The organism is [Limnothrix rosea] IAM M-220, assembly GCF_001904615.1.
Lineage (GTDB): Bacteria > Cyanobacteriota > Cyanobacteriia > Cyanobacteriales > MRBY01 > MRBY01.
The window spans coordinates 1-15,901 of sequence record NZ_MRBY01000069.1 but is presented as its reverse complement, the minus strand read 5'-3'; the positions used below and the strand labels follow the sequence as shown (position 1 = coordinate 15,901).

Here is a 15,901-nt window from a genome sequence, read left to right as displayed (position 1 = left end):
CGTGTCTCCTTTTCTCTAAAGAATTTTGGCTACATTCTTATCCATAACTGACGTTTCGATAGGTTACGCAATTTACCGATAATCAATAGCCCCTCCCCAAAGGAAAACCTTTTAATTTTCATGCAAAAGAGCTACAAGCTACTCGAATCCAAACTTTGCGCTTCAGCCGAAGTTGCGGGTAAATGTAAGCCACATTCTTGTTTTAAGCCGCGGAAACGCGTATCCCGCTCGCTTTCATCGCCAGCCATCATCGGACGACTAGAATGCCAGTCTCCCACTGTGACGTAGCCCTTGTCGAAATAAGGGTGGTAAGGCAAGTCATGGGCGATTAAATATTTGTAAACGTCTTTGGCATTCCAAGTCAAAATCGGGTGAATCTTGAACTGCTCGCCTTGTTTCGCGACATAACCAAGGGTTTTTCTATGGTCAGTTTGCCCCTGTCGTAAACCGGCTAACCAAGCTTTGGCCTTTAGTTCTTTCAAAGCTCGCTGCATCGGCTCTACCTTACGGATGTAGTCATAGCGATTGAATGCTTCGACATCATTTTGTTCCCACAGTTTGCCGTGGATCGCCTCCATTCTCGCGGGACTCATTGGTGATTGGTACACCTTCAGATTTAGCTCGAGGCGATCGCTCAAATCTTCTGCAAAACGATAGGTCTCTTCTGGAAGATACCCTGTATCAATCCAGACAACAGGAATATCTGGGACAACGCGAGTCACTAGGTGCAGCATGACAGCTGACTGGATACCAAAGCTCGTTGTCATGATCAACCCTTCAGGAAAAGCTTCTGCTGCCCAATGCACAACATCAACAGCAGACAATTCTGTTAGAGATTGGTTAATTTGCTCGAGATCCATCATTTCCGACATATTTCCACCACCATTAATGTGACCGAGGTTCATGACATTGCCTTGAGATGTCTGGTTATGCTCGAGGGGCTTGGTGTTGGAAAGATGCAGTTGTGGCATACTTCTAGAAATTAGTAAGGGTTAGGTGTTGGTATTTGTTGATGTTGATGGTTGATCTACAGTTGTGACCGTAAGGTGAGAACTAAGTCAATCAAAGATTTAAAGGGTCAATTTCCCTATGGGGAAAACATCAACGGTGAAAAATCTAGGTCATGAATGCTTTGAAATAATTAAAGCTATTGTAGTCGAGAATTTCCCGATTTCTGTGGTGGATTTCACAACCTACGATAGTCGGTCTCATGGAGATTTTGCTTTCTGTTGCTGGCGTTGTTGCCATTTTTCGCTAAATTTTGCCCGCCTTTCTGGGGTCAATACTTCGATACAGTAGGGGCAAGAAATGCCAATTTCATAATCTGCACTGGCTTTATCTTCGGCATCGATGGGATGACCGCAGGCGTAACAGAGTTCGTACTCGCCTTCTTCGAGGCCATGTTTGACGGTGACGCGCTCGTCGAAAACAAAGCATTCTCCTTCCCACAAGCTTTGCTCTTCTGGGACTTCTTCTAGGTATTTTAGAATGCCGCCTTGAAGATGATAAACCTCTTGGAATCCTTGTTGGAGAAGGTAGGATGTGGCTTTTTCGCAACGAATGCCGCCAGTGCAAAACATGGCAATTTTAGGATTTTGTTCGGGGTCGAGGTGCTCTGAGACGTATTCGGGAAAATCACGAAATGATTTGGTATTGGGATTTTTTGCGCCTTGGAACGTACCAATACCCACTTCGTAATCGTTACGGGTATCGACTAGGGTCACTTCTGGATCTTGGATAAGTTCATTCCATTGGCTGGGAGGAATGTACTGGCCGACTTGTTCGCTGGGTCTGGCTTGGGGCTGTCCGAAGGTGACAATTTCTTTTTTGAGGCGGACTTTTAGGCGTTTAAAGGGAGCTTTTTGGGCAGTAGAGATTTTATAGGTGAGATCTGCTAGGCGGCGATCGCCCCTTAAGAAATCAACCATTAATTGGATCGCGGCTTCTGTGCCGGCAATAGTGGCGTTAATGCCTTCGGAGGCAAGGAGAATGGTGCCGACAATATTATTCTCAGCGGCAAAGTTATAGATTGGCTGTTGTCGTTCTTTGTAGTCGCTAAACTCAAAGAATTTATAAAAGGTGATGACAACAAAATCCTTCATTGGCTACAGGGTTATGGCGGAACGGTTTTTATTTTAACTGGCGCAGTTGCGAATCTTGCGGAAAATTCCATGTCCCATAATTAGGGTGAGATGATATTCTCGGTAATCGTTTTGGTTTTACAGGTTTTTTAGTTCATGGCTCTGGCATCTCCCCAGCAACGTTTAGCGGATTTTTTGCGATCGCTGCCTTTTTCGGTGGCGGAATTGCCGTCGGAGACTTGCTTAGTGGGTGGTGCGGTGCGGGATGCTTTGTTGCAGCGCCAGAGCCAATATATTGATTTTGATTTTGTTTTGCCAGAGCGAGCCGTAGAAACGGCGCGGGAAATTTCGCAACGGTATAAGGCGGGATTTGTTGTGCTTGATCCGGAGCGACATATTGCACGGGTTGTTTTTCCGCAGGGCACTCTTGATTTCGCGCAACAGGAAGGGAAAACTTTAGAAACGGATCTGTATCGCCGTGATTATCGGGCTAATGCGATCGCCTACCATATTCGTTCTAATCATCTGATTGATCCCCTTGAGGGGTTACTGGATTTAGATAATCGTGTGTTGCGCATGGTGGCGGCAGAAAATTTGGCAGATGATCCATTGCGACTCCTGCGAGCTTATCGTCAAGCGGCACAGCTGGGCTTTTCCATTGACGGGACAACTCGCGCCAAACTGCGGGAATTTGCGCCACTGATCGAAAAAGTCGCGGCTGAACGGGTGCAACACGAATTAAATTATTTGCTGGAACATGCAGCAGGCGATCGCTGGCTGGCGGCTGCCTATGAGGACGGTATTTTAAGTTATTGGCTAACAAATCTTTCTCAACAAGGCATTAAGCATCTGCAACAGATTCAACCTGTTTGGCAACAATTAGTCTCGCAATTTCCGGCATTTCAGGAAAATCCCCGCTGGCTTTATTTAGCAAAACTTGCTTGTCTTGTTGGTCGCACTTCGACTGATGCACAACAGTCTATTCTCAATCTCAAATATTCTCGCCAAGAATTACGCAGCATTACCTTGATTGTTGACATGTTGCCAAAATTATTGGCGATCGCCGACCAGCCTATGACGCTGCGGGAGCAATACCTCTTTTTTGTCAGCATCAAAGATTGTTTCCCGATAACTGCAATTGTTGCCCAAGCTAACGGTTTGGCATTTTCACAGCTTGAGCCTTTATTACAGCGATATTTTGATCCAACTGACCAAGTTGCTCATCCTCAACCTTTGGTTACAGGTAAGGATTTAATTGAGCAGCTAAACCTTAAGCCCAGTCCTCAAATCGGCGCACTACTCATTGAAATCCAAGTCGCCCACATTGAAGGAAAAATCCACACCCCAGATGAAGCTATCCAGTGGGGGCGATCGCACCTTAGCCAGTAAAAATCTTAGCCATCATCAAAAATATCAATCTACAAAAAATCCCCCAAAATATTGGAGGAAAAACTCAATCATTAAATTAAACGTTAGTCGAACTCTAAGATTATTTTTGGAAACGATTGCGGAGATAAATCGCTGTGCCATTCATCATTAACAACATACACATCAAAATAATAATGCCAGCCGCCGCCGCCGTGTGAAACTCCGCCTGGGGACGAGAAACCCAGTTAAAAATCTGAATAGGCATAGCCGTAAATGGTGTCTGCAAACCCTCAAGACCAAGGGGTGGCAAAAACGCAATAAAGGTCAATGCACCAATCGTAATCAGAGGAGCCGTCTCACCGATCGCCCGCGAAAGCGCCAAAATCGTACCCGTCAAAATACCCGGTAACGCTAACGGAAAAATCTGCTCCCTCACAACCTGCCATTTCGTCGCACCAAGGGCAAGCCCCGCTTGTCGTAAGCTATCAGGAACAGCCTTAAGGGATTCCCGCGTTGACACAATCACAATGGGCAGAATCAGGAGACTCAACGTCATTGAGCCAGCTAAAACGCTACGCCCACCAGTAATCGGCTCCAAAATTCGGACAAATAGTTGCAGACCCAACAAACCATAAATAATCGAAGGAACAGCAGCAAGGTTATTGATGTTGATGTCAATAATCTTCGTGAAGACATTATCCGTAGAAAACTCTTCTAAAAATATTCCCGCCCCGACACCTAGGGGAAAGGTGATGATAGCGGTAATACTCATCAGCCAGATAGTACCGATCAAGGCGGACTTGAGACCTGCTTGACCTGGACGCCGGGAAGGAAACTCCGAAAGCAACGTCCAATCAAGGCGCGGTAGGCCATCAATGATTACGTCGGTCAACAGTACAATCACGACCAAAATACTGAAGCCGACCGCCATCCAGCTAAGGGTCGCAAAAATGGTATCGAAAAAGTAGCGTTTTGAAAGCTGAACATCAAAGAGATCGTTTGATGTTGCTGGGGCAGAATTTTTTGAAATATTCATTCGTACTTTTGTCTATAGCGGCGGACAAACCAGTAGCTCAAAATATTTAAGCTTAAGGTGATGAGGAAAAGTGTTAAACCAACAGCATAGATGGTTTTAAAGGCCAAACTACCGGCGGCGGCATCGCCCAGACTGACCTGCACAATAAAGGCAGTCATTGTTGAAACAGATTCTAGAGGATTGAAGTTTAGGGTCGTGCTCTGACCGGCGGCGATCGTCACAATCATCGTTTCACCGATCGCCCGGGAAATTGCCAAAATAAACGACGAGACAATCCCAGAAAGCGCTGCAGGTAACACAACATTAGTAATTGTTTCACGCTTCGTCGCCCCCAAACCATAGGAGCCTTGCCTCAAACTATCAGGCACCGCATAAATAGCATCTTCACTGAGAGACGCAACCAGCGGCAAAATAGAAACGCCTAGAACCAACCCCGCACTTAAAGCATTAAAAGGTTCAATACTTGGAATCAGAGACTGAAGAATCGGTGTCACAAACAACAAGGCAAAATAACCGAAAACAACACTAGGAATACCCGACAGAATCTCTAGGGCTGGTTTTAACCACTTGCGCACTTTCTTCGGCGCGTACTCACTCAAACAAATTGCTGCAAGGAGACCCATCGGCAACGCCACACAAAGGGCAATACTCGTCGTCATTAATGTCGAAGTAACAAGTACCGAAATACCAAAACTTTGATTAAAAAATAACGGTGTCCATTTTGTTTCCGTTAAAAATCTCGATAGAGGTACCTCTTCGAAAAAACCAATGGCATCAAATACCAAGGTAAAAACAATGCCAAAGGTAGTCAGCACTGAGACGATGGCAAAGAGACCAAAAATACCCACAGTAATACGCTGTGACCATTTGCTAGCTGTACGATTGGCTCGCCAACTATCGGCATTCACTAATTTTGGGAAAGGACTCGTGGTCATAGAAGTTTAGAGTTCTAAAGTTTTATCTTCTCTGTTATCAGGCGATCGCCCTCGAGAGATTCATCTACGGACATCGCAATGTAGCAATTTTAAAGCCGTAGCTCAAAAAAAATAAGAAAGAGAGTGAGCCCCAACACAAATTGAGAATCCCACTCCCCCAGACAATTAATCGTTCTTAAAGAACATCAACCAGCTTTACCCCAACAGTCGAGCCACCACCAAAAGCAGAACCCGTAGTCTTAGCATCTAAACGACCCATTGCCTTCTCATAAATCTCCGAAGACATCGCAACATAGCCCACCTCAGAAACAAGACTGCCATTATCCTCACTCATGTAAAAATCAACAAAAGCCGCCACCTCAGGCTTCTCAAGCGCCGCAGGATTTACATAAATGAAAACAGGACGAGCAAGGGGCTGATAAGTCGTATCATCAACAGTCGCCACACTAGGCGCAACACAACCTTCGCCATTCGCAGGATCTTCATCATCGATCTCCACAGCACGGAGACGATCAGCATTCTCCTCAAAATACGCAAGACCAAAATAACCTAGAGCACCCGTATCCTGAGCAACACCTTGGACAACAACATTGTCATCTTCACTAGCAGTATAATCACCACGACTCAAACCCTCATCACCATTGATCGCATCAGTGAAATAGTCAAAAGTACCCGAATCAGTCCCAGGACCATACAAAGTCAAAGGCTGATCAGGGAAGCCATCACGAACTTGGCTCCAGTTATCAATAGTACCCTCACCCTCAGGAGCCCAAACCTTGTTAAGCTCAGCAGTAGTCAAGCACATTGCCCAGTCATTCTCAGGATTCGCAACAACAGAAATTGCATCATAAGCAACGGGAACTTCAATATACTCAACACCACCTTCCTCACAAAGTTCAATCTCAGACCCTTTGATAGGGCGAGACGCATTCGTAATATCAGTTTCCCCAGCACAGAACTTCTTAAAGCCACCACCAGTTCCGGATACACCGACAGTAATACGGACATCTGGGTTAGCCTTTTGAAACTCCTCAGCCATTGCCTCTGTGATGGGAAAAACAGTACTAGAACCATCAATAGCAACAGAACCTTCGAGACGAGAAGCAGACTCTTCAGTTGTTTCTTCAGTTGTTTCAGCGCCTTCTTCGGGAGCTGTCGTTTGCTCCCCAGCACAAGCACCAAGCATCGTGATGAGTGCCAAACTGGAAAGACCCAAAGACCAAGCACGGAAGCGAATGGCTTTCTGTTTCATAATATCCTCTGTGTGCAATTTCAAATGAATTTAAAAATCTCTATTACTTCAAGCCATTACCTATAAAAAGCAATAGTCAAGAAAAGAAAAACAGACAAAGTATTGTTCTAATACATTACTTTTTCAGCTTTTGTAATATCGACAAAAACATATTCTCTTTTTGTTTTCAAAATGGTTATACCACATGCAAAGAAGGATGTGATCAATATTTTCAATTTTCCTGAACCTTAATCGATACAAGGTCTTTAAGCTTAAGCAGCCATTTTTCTTTGATTAAGAATAGTTTAAGAAAAAGTAATTTTGTTATCGAGAAAATACTGGTATGACCATCTATCTTTTAGCAAAAAAAATAATATCAAATCATAGCGATGATCTATTTTTTCGAATATGTGAATTTTCCGGATTTAAATAGTAAAAAATGAGCAAAAAGATAGCAGGTTTCTTCTTTGCTTCTAGTGCCACGACTCATTAAAAACAGAGAAGAAAAGCAAAAAGTATTAGCCATTGAAAATCAACAGGTTCACTGTCAGAAGCTATCGTCATTGCAAATAAATCCAAGAGAACTTTAAGATTCCATTTATTTTCACCATGGCTGGCATGGAACATCATGAGGTTCTATTTTGAACAAAGCCGTCCATATCAATGAAGTAGGCAGCTCGATCCAACTATTTCTAGTCACATCATTTACACAAGCTGTGCATCTTTTTTGAGTGTCGCTGTATGGAGCTGATTCTGGGTTTTCCACAAAGCCAAATCGGTCAGGGAGCGATCGCGGTATACGCCATAGCGTTCTTTTTTACTGCGCACTCGTTCAGCTAATGCTGGAATAATGCCAAAGTTTGGTGGCATGGGCTGGAAGTGTTTGGGTGATGCTGAATGGATGAAGTCAAATAGCGCGCCCATCATGGTTGTCTTCGGAAGCGTTAGAGGCGTTAAGCCTTTTGCAATGCGAGCAGCATTCGTACCTGCTAACCAGCCACCAGCTGATGCGGCGGTATAACCTTCTGTACCAATGAGTTGGCCTGCGGCAAGTAGCGTGGGACGTTGGGAGAATTGTAAGGTTGCGTCTAATAGTTCAGGTGAGTTGAGAAATGTATTGCGGTGCATGACTCCCATTCTCACAAATTCGGCATTTTCTAGTCCGGGAATGAGACGAAATATTCGTTTTTGTTCGCCCCATTTGAGATTTGTTTGAAACCCAACCATATTCCACAGTTGGCCTTGCTTATCTTCTTGGCGCAACTGCACGACGGCATAGGGTTTTTTTGACTTGTTTTCAGGATCTCGGAAATCTCCAAGACGAGCATCAAATAGTCCAACGGGTTTTAGGGGGCCGTAGCGCATTGTATCTTCGCCTCTTCGGCCTAGTTCTTCGATCGGTAAACAACCTTCGAAAAACTTCGCGCTTTCTTTTTCAAAGTCTTTTAGTTCTGCTTGTTCTGCTGCGCATAAAGCTTCTCGAAAATGTAAATATTGCTCTTTATTCATTGGGCAGTTGAGATATGCGGCTTCTCCTTTGTCGTAGCGAGATGCGAGAAATGCGACATTTTGATCAATGCTTTCTCCTACGATAATGGGGCTTGCTGCATCAAAAAAGCTCATGTATTCCATACCTGTAAACTGCTGTAGTTCGCTAGCAAGGGCAGTACTGGTTAAAGGGCCTGTGGCTAATACGGTAATGCCTTTTGAGGGAATATGATTTAAGGGCTGACGATGGAATGTTACTAATGGATGGTTCGCTAGTTTTTGGGTTAGGGTTTTGCTAAATAGGGCACGGTCAACGGCTAAGGCTCCTCCTGCGGGAACTTGATGTTCGTCGGCTGTGGCAATGATGATTGAGTTAAGCCGGCGTAATTCTTCGTGTAATAATCCGGAGGCGCGATCGCTGGATTGGGCACCAAATGAGTTGCTACAGACGAGTTCTGCTAATTCCTCTGTGTGATGGGCAGGGCTTTTTTCTACTGGTCGCATTTCGTAGAGAGATACGGGGGTGCCAGCTTGTGCTATTTGCCAAGCGGCTTCTGTTCCTGCTAGTCCACCGCCAATAACTGTCACGGGAGGAATTTGAGGGGTCATGGTTACCTATTGCAATAATCTTTTTTGAGGGTTTTCTATTTTATATTGTTCTTTAAGTTAGGAGAAAAGCCTAAACAAAAACCGCCATTAATGACGGTCATCGTTCAGGGCTCTCTTGTTGAATCAGAGTGGCTCTGGGACTATTGTGGTGTTTTCTTAGCGTTGGAGTTGATGCTGGTATTTTATTTATTGGGCGATCGCCACAGCGCTGTCGGTAGATTCATTTTGGGTAATAGCAACAGTTACACTTTCTTCTCCTTCTTGCTCAGATACCTCCGGAGATTCATTAAAGGTCAAACGGGTGCAAGGAATCGTATCAGACAAAATCGCGCTAGCCATCATCCCAGTGTGAATCTCAAGGATGCCATGGGACAAGGCTTCAAAAACAAGGCGTTGACCGGGAAAAACAACTCTTTCAAAGTACCAGTCTTCAATATTTGTAATACGAGCAACTTGAATTTGACTCGTGGCATTGACATAACAACAAAGTAAGTTTTTGTTCTTATCTTCAGGAAGGGGATCAAGGATCTGAGCCATAACTCTACCGGATAAGTATTTAAAGTAAGTTTTCTACTAATTATCGCTAACCTAACATTTCTTGATCCCCAGCGGCTGTAAAGCTCAATACAATCGATTGTCATGGTGTTTAAATACTAGATCTATACCTTAAGAAATAGACTTTTCAAAACAGTATACTTCGACACTACTTTGTTAATTCGGTTTTACTATTTCTCTAAAATCTTGCAGATTTTCATGATTCAAGAATAAATTCTCAAATCAATACCAGCAGCTTGCTCTAGTAATATTCGCCAGAGAAAATATTGTTACTCTAAAAAAAAACTGGAGGTGTTATTGTCAACAAAATATTATTGGTTCAATTTATTAAAATAAAATTAAGATTTATTGCTTATACATTTCACAATGTTGTGGGGGAGAGCTTCTCTGTTTGACCATGAAATCAAACCTAAAGATTTATATAGGCAAGAAAAAAAGACCATAGAAATAATGGTTGATTTTGGGTGACCTACCGAAGGAAATATCGATAATATCTTTTAAGTCTCGCTTTTTTTGTGATTAGTATTCAAAATTGTCGGAAATCATGCGACCGTACTAAACAGTCTTTATTCGTTAAAAGTAGTCAATGGTTGCGAGATCCTATGGGTAAGGAAAAAAATACGGCGATCGCCCCGGTGAGTCAGCGGGAACCTTTAGGAAGCCTAGTCCTATATAAGGCTTTGAAATGGACTATTGTACAGCCCATTTTGTCTAGCTATTTTCGGAGTCGCGTCATAGGCTTGGAAAATGTCCCGACTACTGGTGGATTTATCGCCGTTAGTAATCACGCCAGTAACTTTGACCCGCCGATCCTCGCAGCAGCAGTCGGTCGACCAGTGGCATTTATGGCGAAAGAAGAATTATTTCGTGTACCAATTCTCAAACAAATTATTCGTATTTATGGCGCTTACCCGGTCAAACGTGGTGCTGGCGATCGCGCCGCTATTCGCGCTGCATTAGCCTCTCTCCAAGAAGGGTGGGGCGTTGGGATCTTCTTGCAGGGGACTCGCACCGCCGATGGACGGGTGACCAAGCCAAAATCCGGTGCTGTCCTCATCGCCACCAAAGCCCAAGTGCCACTCATCCCCATTAGCCTCATAGGCACCGAGAAAATCTTGAAAGGGAAGAATCCATTCCCTCATCCCACGGCTCTTACTATTCGCATCGGGGAGGCGATCGCTCCCCCGAAAACAGTCACAAAAGAAGCCCTCACCCAAACAACAGAAACCTGTGCCCACCAGATCAACGCCCTTCATGCCCTAGGACGCTAATAAAAATTGACTTAGCCTTTCCAAACAACAACAATAACAATAGATCACCAACCAAATAATCCTTTCACCCAGTGATTTAGATCACTGTTTTATGGTGCAGAAAACGGCGAAATTTTCCATTGAGAATTGTTACACTCAAAATCGCAATATTAGAGCTTAAACCCATATGACAATTTCTATCTAAAAAATTGTTAATCACCAAAATCTCCCTGAAAGCTTTTTATTTGTGGTGTATCATTTCAAACAGAAGTAGCATCATAGCAACAGCCCGTCTACCAATTATTCTGCCGAGAATCTAGCCCTTAACCCGATTGATTTCAGATTAATTTCAAGCGCTAGTTCACAGTATTTGATCACAACAGCCAAATTCCTGCGGTTCATTAACCCATGTCTGATTCTAAACAGCAATTTAAAGTAAATTTTTGGGGCGTGCGTGGTAGCATCCCCTGCCCAGGAGCGGAAACAGTAAGATATGGCGGCAATACACCCTGTATCGAGATGATAGCAGGCGGTGAACGGCTAATCTTTGACGGTGGCACAGGGCTGCGGGTACTAGGGCAATCCCTAATGAGCCAACTGCCCGTTGAAGCCCATATGTTCTTCACTCATTCCCATTGGGATCACATTCAGGGCTTTCCCTTCTTCGTACCGGCTTTTGTCAATGTCAACAAATTTAATATTTACGGTGTCGTCGCTCCCAATGGTGCAACGATCAAGCAGCGTCTCCATGATCAAATGTTGCACCCAAATTTCCCGGTTCCCCTGCAGATTATGCAGGCAGATTTAAAATTCTTTTCCCTAGAAGTTGGGGAAGTACTGCAAATTGGTGATGTCACCATTGAAAATGCGAAGCTCAATCACCCTGGGGAAGCAGTGGGGTATCGGGTAAACTGGCGGGGTGTATCGGCCGCATACATTACAGATACAGAACATTATCCAGATCATATTGACGAGCAAGTCCTAAAGTTGGCAGATAATGCTGACGTTGTGATTATTGACGCAGCATATACAGATAGCGAATATCACGACCCAAAATCCAGCAAAGTAGGTTGGGGTCACAGTACTTGGCAAGAAGCGGTCAAGGTAGCTAAAGCCGCGAATGTTAAACAGTTGGTGATTTTTCACCATGACCCTCTGCATAATGATGATTTTCTTGACAAGATTGCGGAAGAGGCAGCCTCTGAATTTTCGAATACGGTTTTAGCCCGCGAAGGTATGTCTATTGTGCTAAACCCCCAAGGTAATGTTAAAGATCAGAAGGCGACAGAGTCACAAGAGCTATCTGTTTAATTCGGTATAGAATATGAAGAAATATTTCGGGCTTTAAAACGTGCGGGTAGTATCTTCAACCATTGAGGCGGTCACGCCCACCAGTATTGCTTTAGGTAATTTTGATGGGATACACCGTGGACACCAGCGGGTCATTGAACCAGCGATCGCCTTCACCCGCCACAATCATCAAGTTGTCGCAGCCGGAAATCACCCGACCGAGCAACCGCCACAGTCCCCAAGACTTTGCCCAACCGTTGTTACTTTTGACCCTCATCCTCGCGAATTTTTTTCCGGCAATCCGAAGCGACTCCTCACGCCATTGCCAGAAAAAGTGGCAGTACTAGCACAGCTTGGCATTGAACAGCTTGTTTTACTGCCCTTTGATCGAGAGCTTGCTGCTTTGACACCAGAGGAATTTATTTCAGAAATCTTGGTGAAAAAGCTTAAAACAAGAAGTATTAGTATTGGTGTCGATTTTTGTTTTGGTCGCAGTCGCAGCGGCAACTCGACAGATTTGAAGGCGATCGCCGCCGGATATGATGTGGAAGTCAATATCGCTCCACTATATAAAGACCAAGGCGATCGCATTAGTAGTTCAGCGATTAGAAAAGCATTAGTAGAGGGGCAACTCACAACCGCAAATGCCCTCCTCGGCCGGGCTTACACCTTACAAGGCAAAGTCATCCATGGCCAAAAATTAGGCCGTAAACTTGGTTTTCCCACCGCCAATCTTGAATTATCAGCCACAAAATTTTTGCCCAAATATGGCGTTTACGGCGTTCAAGTCAATATCCAGTCATCAGGACAAAACCAATGGGGCATCCTAAACCTTGGTTGCCGACCAACCGTGGAGCCAAACGCCAAAAATCCGACCATTGAAGTGCATCTATTTGACTATGACCAGCATATTTACGGCGAAACCCTAACAGTCAAACTACTCCATTACCTTCGTCCCGAACAAAAATTCGACTCTCTCCAAAAATTGCAAGCCCAAATCCACACGGACTGCGCTCGCACCAAAAAATTACTTAACCTACCCTAGACATAATGAAAGAAAGAGTTCGCGACCTGACAGACAACCTCTCCAAAACAATTGTCGGCAAAGAAGATGCCATCAAACTTGTCCTCGTTGCCATGCTGAGTGGCGGTCACGTATTACTAGAAGATGTACCCGGTGTCGGCAAAACATTATTAGCCAAATCCCTAGCCCGCTCTGTCAATGGCAAATTTCAGCGAATCCAGTGTACGCCGGATCTTCTGCCCAGCGACATTACCGGCACAAATATTTGGAACCCCAATAGCCGTGAATTTGAATTTCTCTCAGGGCCGGTTTTTGCCAATGTGCTCCTTGCCGATGAGATCAATCGCGCCACCCCCCGTACCCAATCAGCTCTCCTCGAAGTCATGGAAGAGCAGCAGGTCACCGTGGATGGCGATGCTCGCCAAGTGCCTAAGCCATTTTTCGTTGTGGCAACCCAAAACCCCGTTGAATACCAAGGGACTTTCCCCTTACCAGAAGCGCAGATGGATCGCTTTGTTATTTCCCTTAGCCTTGGTTACCCCGGCTTTTCAGAAGAAGTCGATATGCTGCAGATGCACCAATCTCGGATTCGTCCTGAAGAGTTAGCGCCTTGTATTAGCCTCGATGAAGTTCGTCAATTACAGGCGAATGTCCAGGAAATTCATGTGGAAAAATCAATTCAAGAGTACATCGTTAAGATTGCGCAGAAGTCCCGCGATTATGAAGGGATTATTCTTGGGGTTAGCCCTCGGGGCACTGTTGCCCTCCAACGCGCCGCCCAAGCCTATGCTTATTTAGCAGATCGCGACTTTATTCTGACGGATGATATTAAATATTTAGCTCCCTTTGTCTTGGCTCACCGCGTGATTGTTTCGGGTGGCAAAAATGCAAAAGAGGTGATTCAAAGTCTTGTTGCAACGATCACAGATCCTTCTACTCCTGAAAGTGGCTATAGTTTACCGATTGCTTAGAAGCGTCATGTTAAGATTAGTGAAGTTTCTTAGAACTCATGGGTATCTTTAATGTTCGGTAAGATTTCGCTTGGCAGTGTGGGATTAGTGGTCGGGGGCATATTGTCTGTGATAGGCTTTGCGGCCTATGGCTTTGGGAATGCAACCCTTAATTTGGCAGGGATGTTCTATGGCATTCCTATTCTGCTCGGTGGCTTGGCTCTAAAGGCGGCGGAAATTAAACCCACTCCCTATAGTGCTGATGTCTCTGACGATATTGAAGCGCTTCGGGAAGCTCAGGCGACGGACACACAGCATCAAATCCGTAAGGATGTGACGCGTTATCGCTATGGTCAGGATTGTCACTTGGATGATTCTTTAGAGCGTTTGGGTTTAAGTCCTACGGATGAGGAGCGTCCCCAGCTTCATCATTTACGGGAAGAATCCCATGAGGGTCAGTATGCTTTGGTTTTAGAGTTTTATTCGCCTTTGTTCTCTCTGGAAGAATGGGAAAAACGCCAAGCAAAAATTGAACGTTTCTTTGGCCCTGATATCAAGGCGGCGATCGCCCAGCCGGAAGAGAACGAAATTGAATTAGCACTGATCAAAACAGCAGCATAGGTATAAGGGCTTAATTTAACTTCATAGTATTACTAAGTATTGCTAAGGAAGTTTAGCGTTGGTTCATATCTGAGCAAAACTTAAGGACGATACGGAGATATCAAATCTTTTAAGAAAAGTCCGATTTTTAGGAGTCAAAATTTATGTCCTTAGCTCTTACCCTCATCGCTGCTGTGCCCTCCACAATGGCATGGAGCCCAAAAATTGCGGTTGTGATGATCATCTGTAATATTTTGGCGATCGCCCTTGGCAAAGCAACAATGAAAAACCCTTCCGAAGGCCCCGCCCTACCAATGCCTGAAATGTTTGGTGGGATGGGTCTCCCCGCATTATTAGCCACCACTAGTTTTGGTCATGTACTAGGAGTCGGTGCAATCATTGGCTTAGCTAGCATGGGTGCAATCTAAGTATTTTTATTGCTTTTTTAACGCCCCTCAGTTTCCCTTGTTTTGTGACAGTATTTTTATTCCTCTGGTGAGTTGTCATCGGAGGATTTTTGTTTGATGTATAAATCACCACGGCTACTCTGTCTAGATCCAATATCGGCTAATCCCGGATAACGTTTAGCCGGTTTAAGTTTTACATTTGCAAAGGGATGTAGTTTTGGTTTTGACCCTTCGCTACTGCGCCACCAACGCAAAATAAAACCGACAGTAAAACCGCCAACACCCGCAAAGAAAATACTGAGTAAAATGCCGTATCGCAACGCTATAAAGGCAATGAGAAACGCAATGGCGGCCTGTAGTCCACCCCGGACTCCTTCTTTTTGGGCATTTCTAGTTGTTTTGGCCATGGTTAATGATCGCGATTGCAAGACTTTAAAAGATTGCGGCAAGAAGGTGGAGCGTGAAGGGCATCGTGTGACAATCGGACTATCACGCCCTATGTTTGTCATACCAATTCAAAAAAATAGAGCTACTAATGGGTGAACAAAAATCCTTATTTGATAGGCAATTTAGGATTGCGTTTGTGGATTTTCTAAAATCATTTGGTATCAGTTTAGATTTTTATGCCCCTCCACGTTGCCCATACCTTTGTACAGATTGCGTCTCGCTTGGCGAGCTTACGAGATTTTTTGCTCCTATTTTTTTCATCAATCTCGGCCTTCACATCGAGATTAACGATTTTCTTCACCCATTTTTTCTAGCCCTTGTCCTATCCACCTTTGTACTAATCGCAAAACCAGCAATGGTGATGGCTCTCGTAGGAATGGGCGGCTACAAAAACTATACCGGTGTGATCACGAGTCATCCCTTGGGCAAATTAGCGAATTTTCGCTGATTTTGGCAGGTTTAGGTGTTATTTTAGGCCATATTTCTAGTGAAATTAGCGGCTTAATTATCCTTGTTGCCCTCATCACCATGGGTTTATCCACCTCCATAATTTTGCAGTCAAACTGTATTTACGAAACCTGAGTTTTGCTTAAGGGTGCTCGGCAATACGACGCGGCGAATAAGAGAGCG

17 protein-coding genes are annotated in these 15,901 nt (G+C 44.5%); 9 read left to right on the top strand and 8 right to left on the bottom strand.

Annotated features, from left to right (window positions below; genetic code table 11):
- Positions 1-131: 131 nt before the first annotated feature.
- Both NIES208_RS17295 and trhO read right to left on the bottom strand, forming a co-directional pair.
- The gene (locus NIES208_RS17295; protein ID WP_216349429.1) at positions 132-872 is read right to left on the bottom strand and encodes a phosphoadenylyl-sulfate reductase; all 741 of its coding nucleotides are present in this window, start codon (positions 870-872) and stop codon (positions 132-134) included.
- A 336-nt stretch (positions 873-1,208) separates the two neighbouring features.
- A complete protein-coding gene (gene trhO, locus NIES208_RS17290) occupies positions 1,209-2,102 on the bottom strand; it encodes an oxygen-dependent tRNA uridine(34) hydroxylase TrhO (protein WP_075894236.1) in 894 nt (297 codons plus the stop codon).
- Positions 2,103-2,237: 135 nt separating this feature from the next.
- On the opposite strand from trhO, the gene NIES208_RS17285 reads away from it, so the two are divergent.
- Positions 2,238-3,470: a tRNA nucleotidyltransferase/poly(A) polymerase-related protein gene (locus tag NIES208_RS17285; protein ID WP_075894235.1), complete on the top strand. Its 1,233-nt coding sequence runs from the start codon at positions 2,238-2,240 to the stop codon at positions 3,468-3,470.
- 100 nt (positions 3,471-3,570) lie between these two features.
- Here NIES208_RS17285 and pstA read toward each other — a convergent pair whose 3' ends face one another.
- The 5 genes from pstA to NIES208_RS17260 all read right to left on the bottom strand — a co-directional run bounded on the left by pstA (position 3,571) and on the right by NIES208_RS17260 (position 9,285).
- Positions 3,571-4,485 carry a phosphate ABC transporter permease PstA gene (gene pstA / locus NIES208_RS17280; protein WP_075894234.1) on the bottom strand — a complete coding sequence of 305 codons (915 nt, stop codon included), beginning with the start codon at positions 4,483-4,485 and terminating at the stop codon, positions 3,571-3,573.
- Entirely contained in the window at positions 4,482-5,420 is a 939-nt protein-coding gene (pstC, locus tag NIES208_RS17275) for a phosphate ABC transporter permease subunit PstC (protein ID WP_075894233.1), read from the bottom strand. Before pstC ends, pstA begins: the two co-directional genes overlap by 4 nt.
- 175 nt (positions 5,421-5,595) lie before the next feature.
- Positions 5,596-6,672: a PstS family phosphate ABC transporter substrate-binding protein gene (locus NIES208_RS17270; protein ID WP_075894232.1), complete on the bottom strand. Its 1,077-nt coding sequence runs from the start codon at positions 6,670-6,672 to the stop codon at positions 5,596-5,598.
- Positions 6,673-7,356: 684 nt separating this feature from the next.
- Positions 7,357-8,748: an FADH(2)-oxidizing methylenetetrahydrofolate--tRNA-(uracil(54)-C(5))-methyltransferase TrmFO gene (trmFO, locus tag NIES208_RS17265; protein WP_075894231.1), complete on the bottom strand. Its 1,392-nt coding sequence runs from the start codon at positions 8,746-8,748 to the stop codon at positions 7,357-7,359.
- Positions 8,749-8,934: 186 nt separating this feature from the next.
- A complete protein-coding gene (locus tag NIES208_RS17260; protein ID WP_075894230.1) occupies positions 8,935-9,285 on the bottom strand; it encodes a DUF1830 domain-containing protein in 351 nt (116 codons plus the stop codon).
- A gap of 620 nt (positions 9,286-9,905) precedes the next feature.
- Between NIES208_RS17260 and NIES208_RS17255 the strand changes: the two genes are divergently transcribed.
- From NIES208_RS17255 to psaK, 6 genes are all read left to right on the top strand, one after another.
- Positions 9,906-10,574 carry a lysophospholipid acyltransferase family protein gene (locus tag NIES208_RS17255; RefSeq protein ID WP_075894229.1) on the top strand — a complete coding sequence of 223 codons (669 nt, stop codon included), beginning with the start codon at positions 9,906-9,908 and terminating at the stop codon, positions 10,572-10,574.
- Positions 10,575-10,961: 387 nt separating this feature from the next.
- Entirely contained in the window at positions 10,962-11,864 is a 903-nt protein-coding gene (locus NIES208_RS17250; protein WP_075894228.1) for an MBL fold metallo-hydrolase, read from the top strand.
- 40 nt (positions 11,865-11,904) lie between these two features.
- Positions 11,905-12,888 (top strand): bifunctional riboflavin kinase/FAD synthetase, encoded by a 984-nt coding sequence (locus tag NIES208_RS17245; protein WP_075894227.1) that lies wholly within the window; start codon positions 11,905-11,907, stop codon positions 12,886-12,888.
- Between the two features lie 5 nt (positions 12,889-12,893).
- Positions 12,894-13,838 carry an AAA family ATPase gene (locus tag NIES208_RS17240; protein WP_075894226.1) on the top strand — a complete coding sequence of 315 codons (945 nt, stop codon included), beginning with the start codon at positions 12,894-12,896 and terminating at the stop codon, positions 13,836-13,838.
- 51 nt (positions 13,839-13,889) lie between these two features.
- A complete protein-coding gene (locus NIES208_RS17235) occupies positions 13,890-14,438 on the top strand; it encodes a DUF2854 domain-containing protein (RefSeq protein ID WP_075894225.1) in 549 nt (182 codons plus the stop codon).
- A gap of 143 nt (positions 14,439-14,581) precedes the next feature.
- Positions 14,582-14,845 (top strand): photosystem I reaction center subunit PsaK, encoded by a 264-nt coding sequence (gene psaK, locus NIES208_RS17230; protein WP_075894224.1) that lies wholly within the window; start codon positions 14,582-14,584, stop codon positions 14,843-14,845.
- Positions 14,846-14,901: 56 nt separating this feature from the next.
- Here psaK and NIES208_RS17225 read toward each other — a convergent pair whose 3' ends face one another.
- The gene (locus tag NIES208_RS17225) at positions 14,902-15,231 is read right to left on the bottom strand and encodes a hypothetical protein (protein ID WP_075894223.1); all 330 of its coding nucleotides are present in this window, start codon (positions 15,229-15,231) and stop codon (positions 14,902-14,904) included.
- 128 nt (positions 15,232-15,359) lie between these two features.
- Here NIES208_RS17225 and NIES208_RS19275 point away from each other — a divergent pair, with 128 nt between their 5' ends.
- A complete protein-coding gene (locus NIES208_RS19275) occupies positions 15,360-15,719 on the top strand; it encodes a hypothetical protein (RefSeq protein WP_075894222.1) in 360 nt (119 codons plus the stop codon).
- A 2-nt stretch (positions 15,720-15,721) separates the two neighbouring features.
- Complete coding sequence (locus NIES208_RS19755; protein WP_282956532.1) at positions 15,722-15,853, top strand: hypothetical protein; 132 nt, start codon at positions 15,722-15,724, stop codon at positions 15,851-15,853.
- Positions 15,854-15,901 lie beyond the last annotated feature (48 nt).

Excerpts from the sequence above, each read along its gene's own strand:
- trmFO (WP_075894231.1), bottom strand. The coding sequence starts at position 8,748 with ATGACCCCTCAAATTCCTCCCGTGACAGTTATTGGCGGTGGACTAGCA.
- NIES208_RS17285 (WP_075894235.1), top strand. The coding sequence starts at position 2,238 with ATGGCTCTGGCATCTCCCCAGCAACGTTTAGCGGATTTTTTGCGATCG.
- NIES208_RS17295 (WP_216349429.1), bottom strand. The coding sequence starts at position 872 with ATGTCGGAAATGATGGATCTCGAGCAAATTAACCAATCTCTAACAGAA.
- NIES208_RS17250 (WP_075894228.1), top strand. The coding sequence starts at position 10,962 with ATGTCTGATTCTAAACAGCAATTTAAAGTAAATTTTTGGGGCGTGCGT.
- psaK (WP_075894224.1), top strand. The coding sequence starts at position 14,582 with ATGTCCTTAGCTCTTACCCTCATCGCTGCTGTGCCCTCCACAATGGCA.
- NIES208_RS17235 (WP_075894225.1), top strand. The coding sequence starts at position 13,890 with ATGTTCGGTAAGATTTCGCTTGGCAGTGTGGGATTAGTGGTCGGGGGC.
- NIES208_RS17225 (WP_075894223.1), bottom strand. The coding sequence starts at position 15,231 with ATGGCCAAAACAACTAGAAATGCCCAAAAAGAAGGAGTCCGGGGTGGA.
- NIES208_RS17260 (WP_075894230.1), bottom strand. The coding sequence starts at position 9,285 with ATGGCTCAGATCCTTGATCCCCTTCCTGAAGATAAGAACAAAAACTTA.
- pstA (WP_075894234.1), bottom strand. The coding sequence starts at position 4,485 with ATGAATATTTCAAAAAATTCTGCCCCAGCAACATCAAACGATCTCTTT.
- NIES208_RS17270 (WP_075894232.1), bottom strand. The coding sequence starts at position 6,672 with ATGAAACAGAAAGCCATTCGCTTCCGTGCTTGGTCTTTGGGTCTTTCC.
- NIES208_RS17255 (WP_075894229.1), top strand. The coding sequence starts at position 9,906 with ATGGGTAAGGAAAAAAATACGGCGATCGCCCCGGTGAGTCAGCGGGAA.
- NIES208_RS19275 (WP_075894222.1), top strand. The coding sequence starts at position 15,360 with ATGGGTGAACAAAAATCCTTATTTGATAGGCAATTTAGGATTGCGTTT.
- trhO (WP_075894236.1), bottom strand. The coding sequence starts at position 2,102 with ATGAAGGATTTTGTTGTCATCACCTTTTATAAATTCTTTGAGTTTAGC.
- pstC (WP_075894233.1), bottom strand. The coding sequence starts at position 5,420 with ATGACCACGAGTCCTTTCCCAAAATTAGTGAATGCCGATAGTTGGCGA.
- NIES208_RS17240 (WP_075894226.1), top strand. The coding sequence starts at position 12,894 with ATGAAAGAAAGAGTTCGCGACCTGACAGACAACCTCTCCAAAACAATT.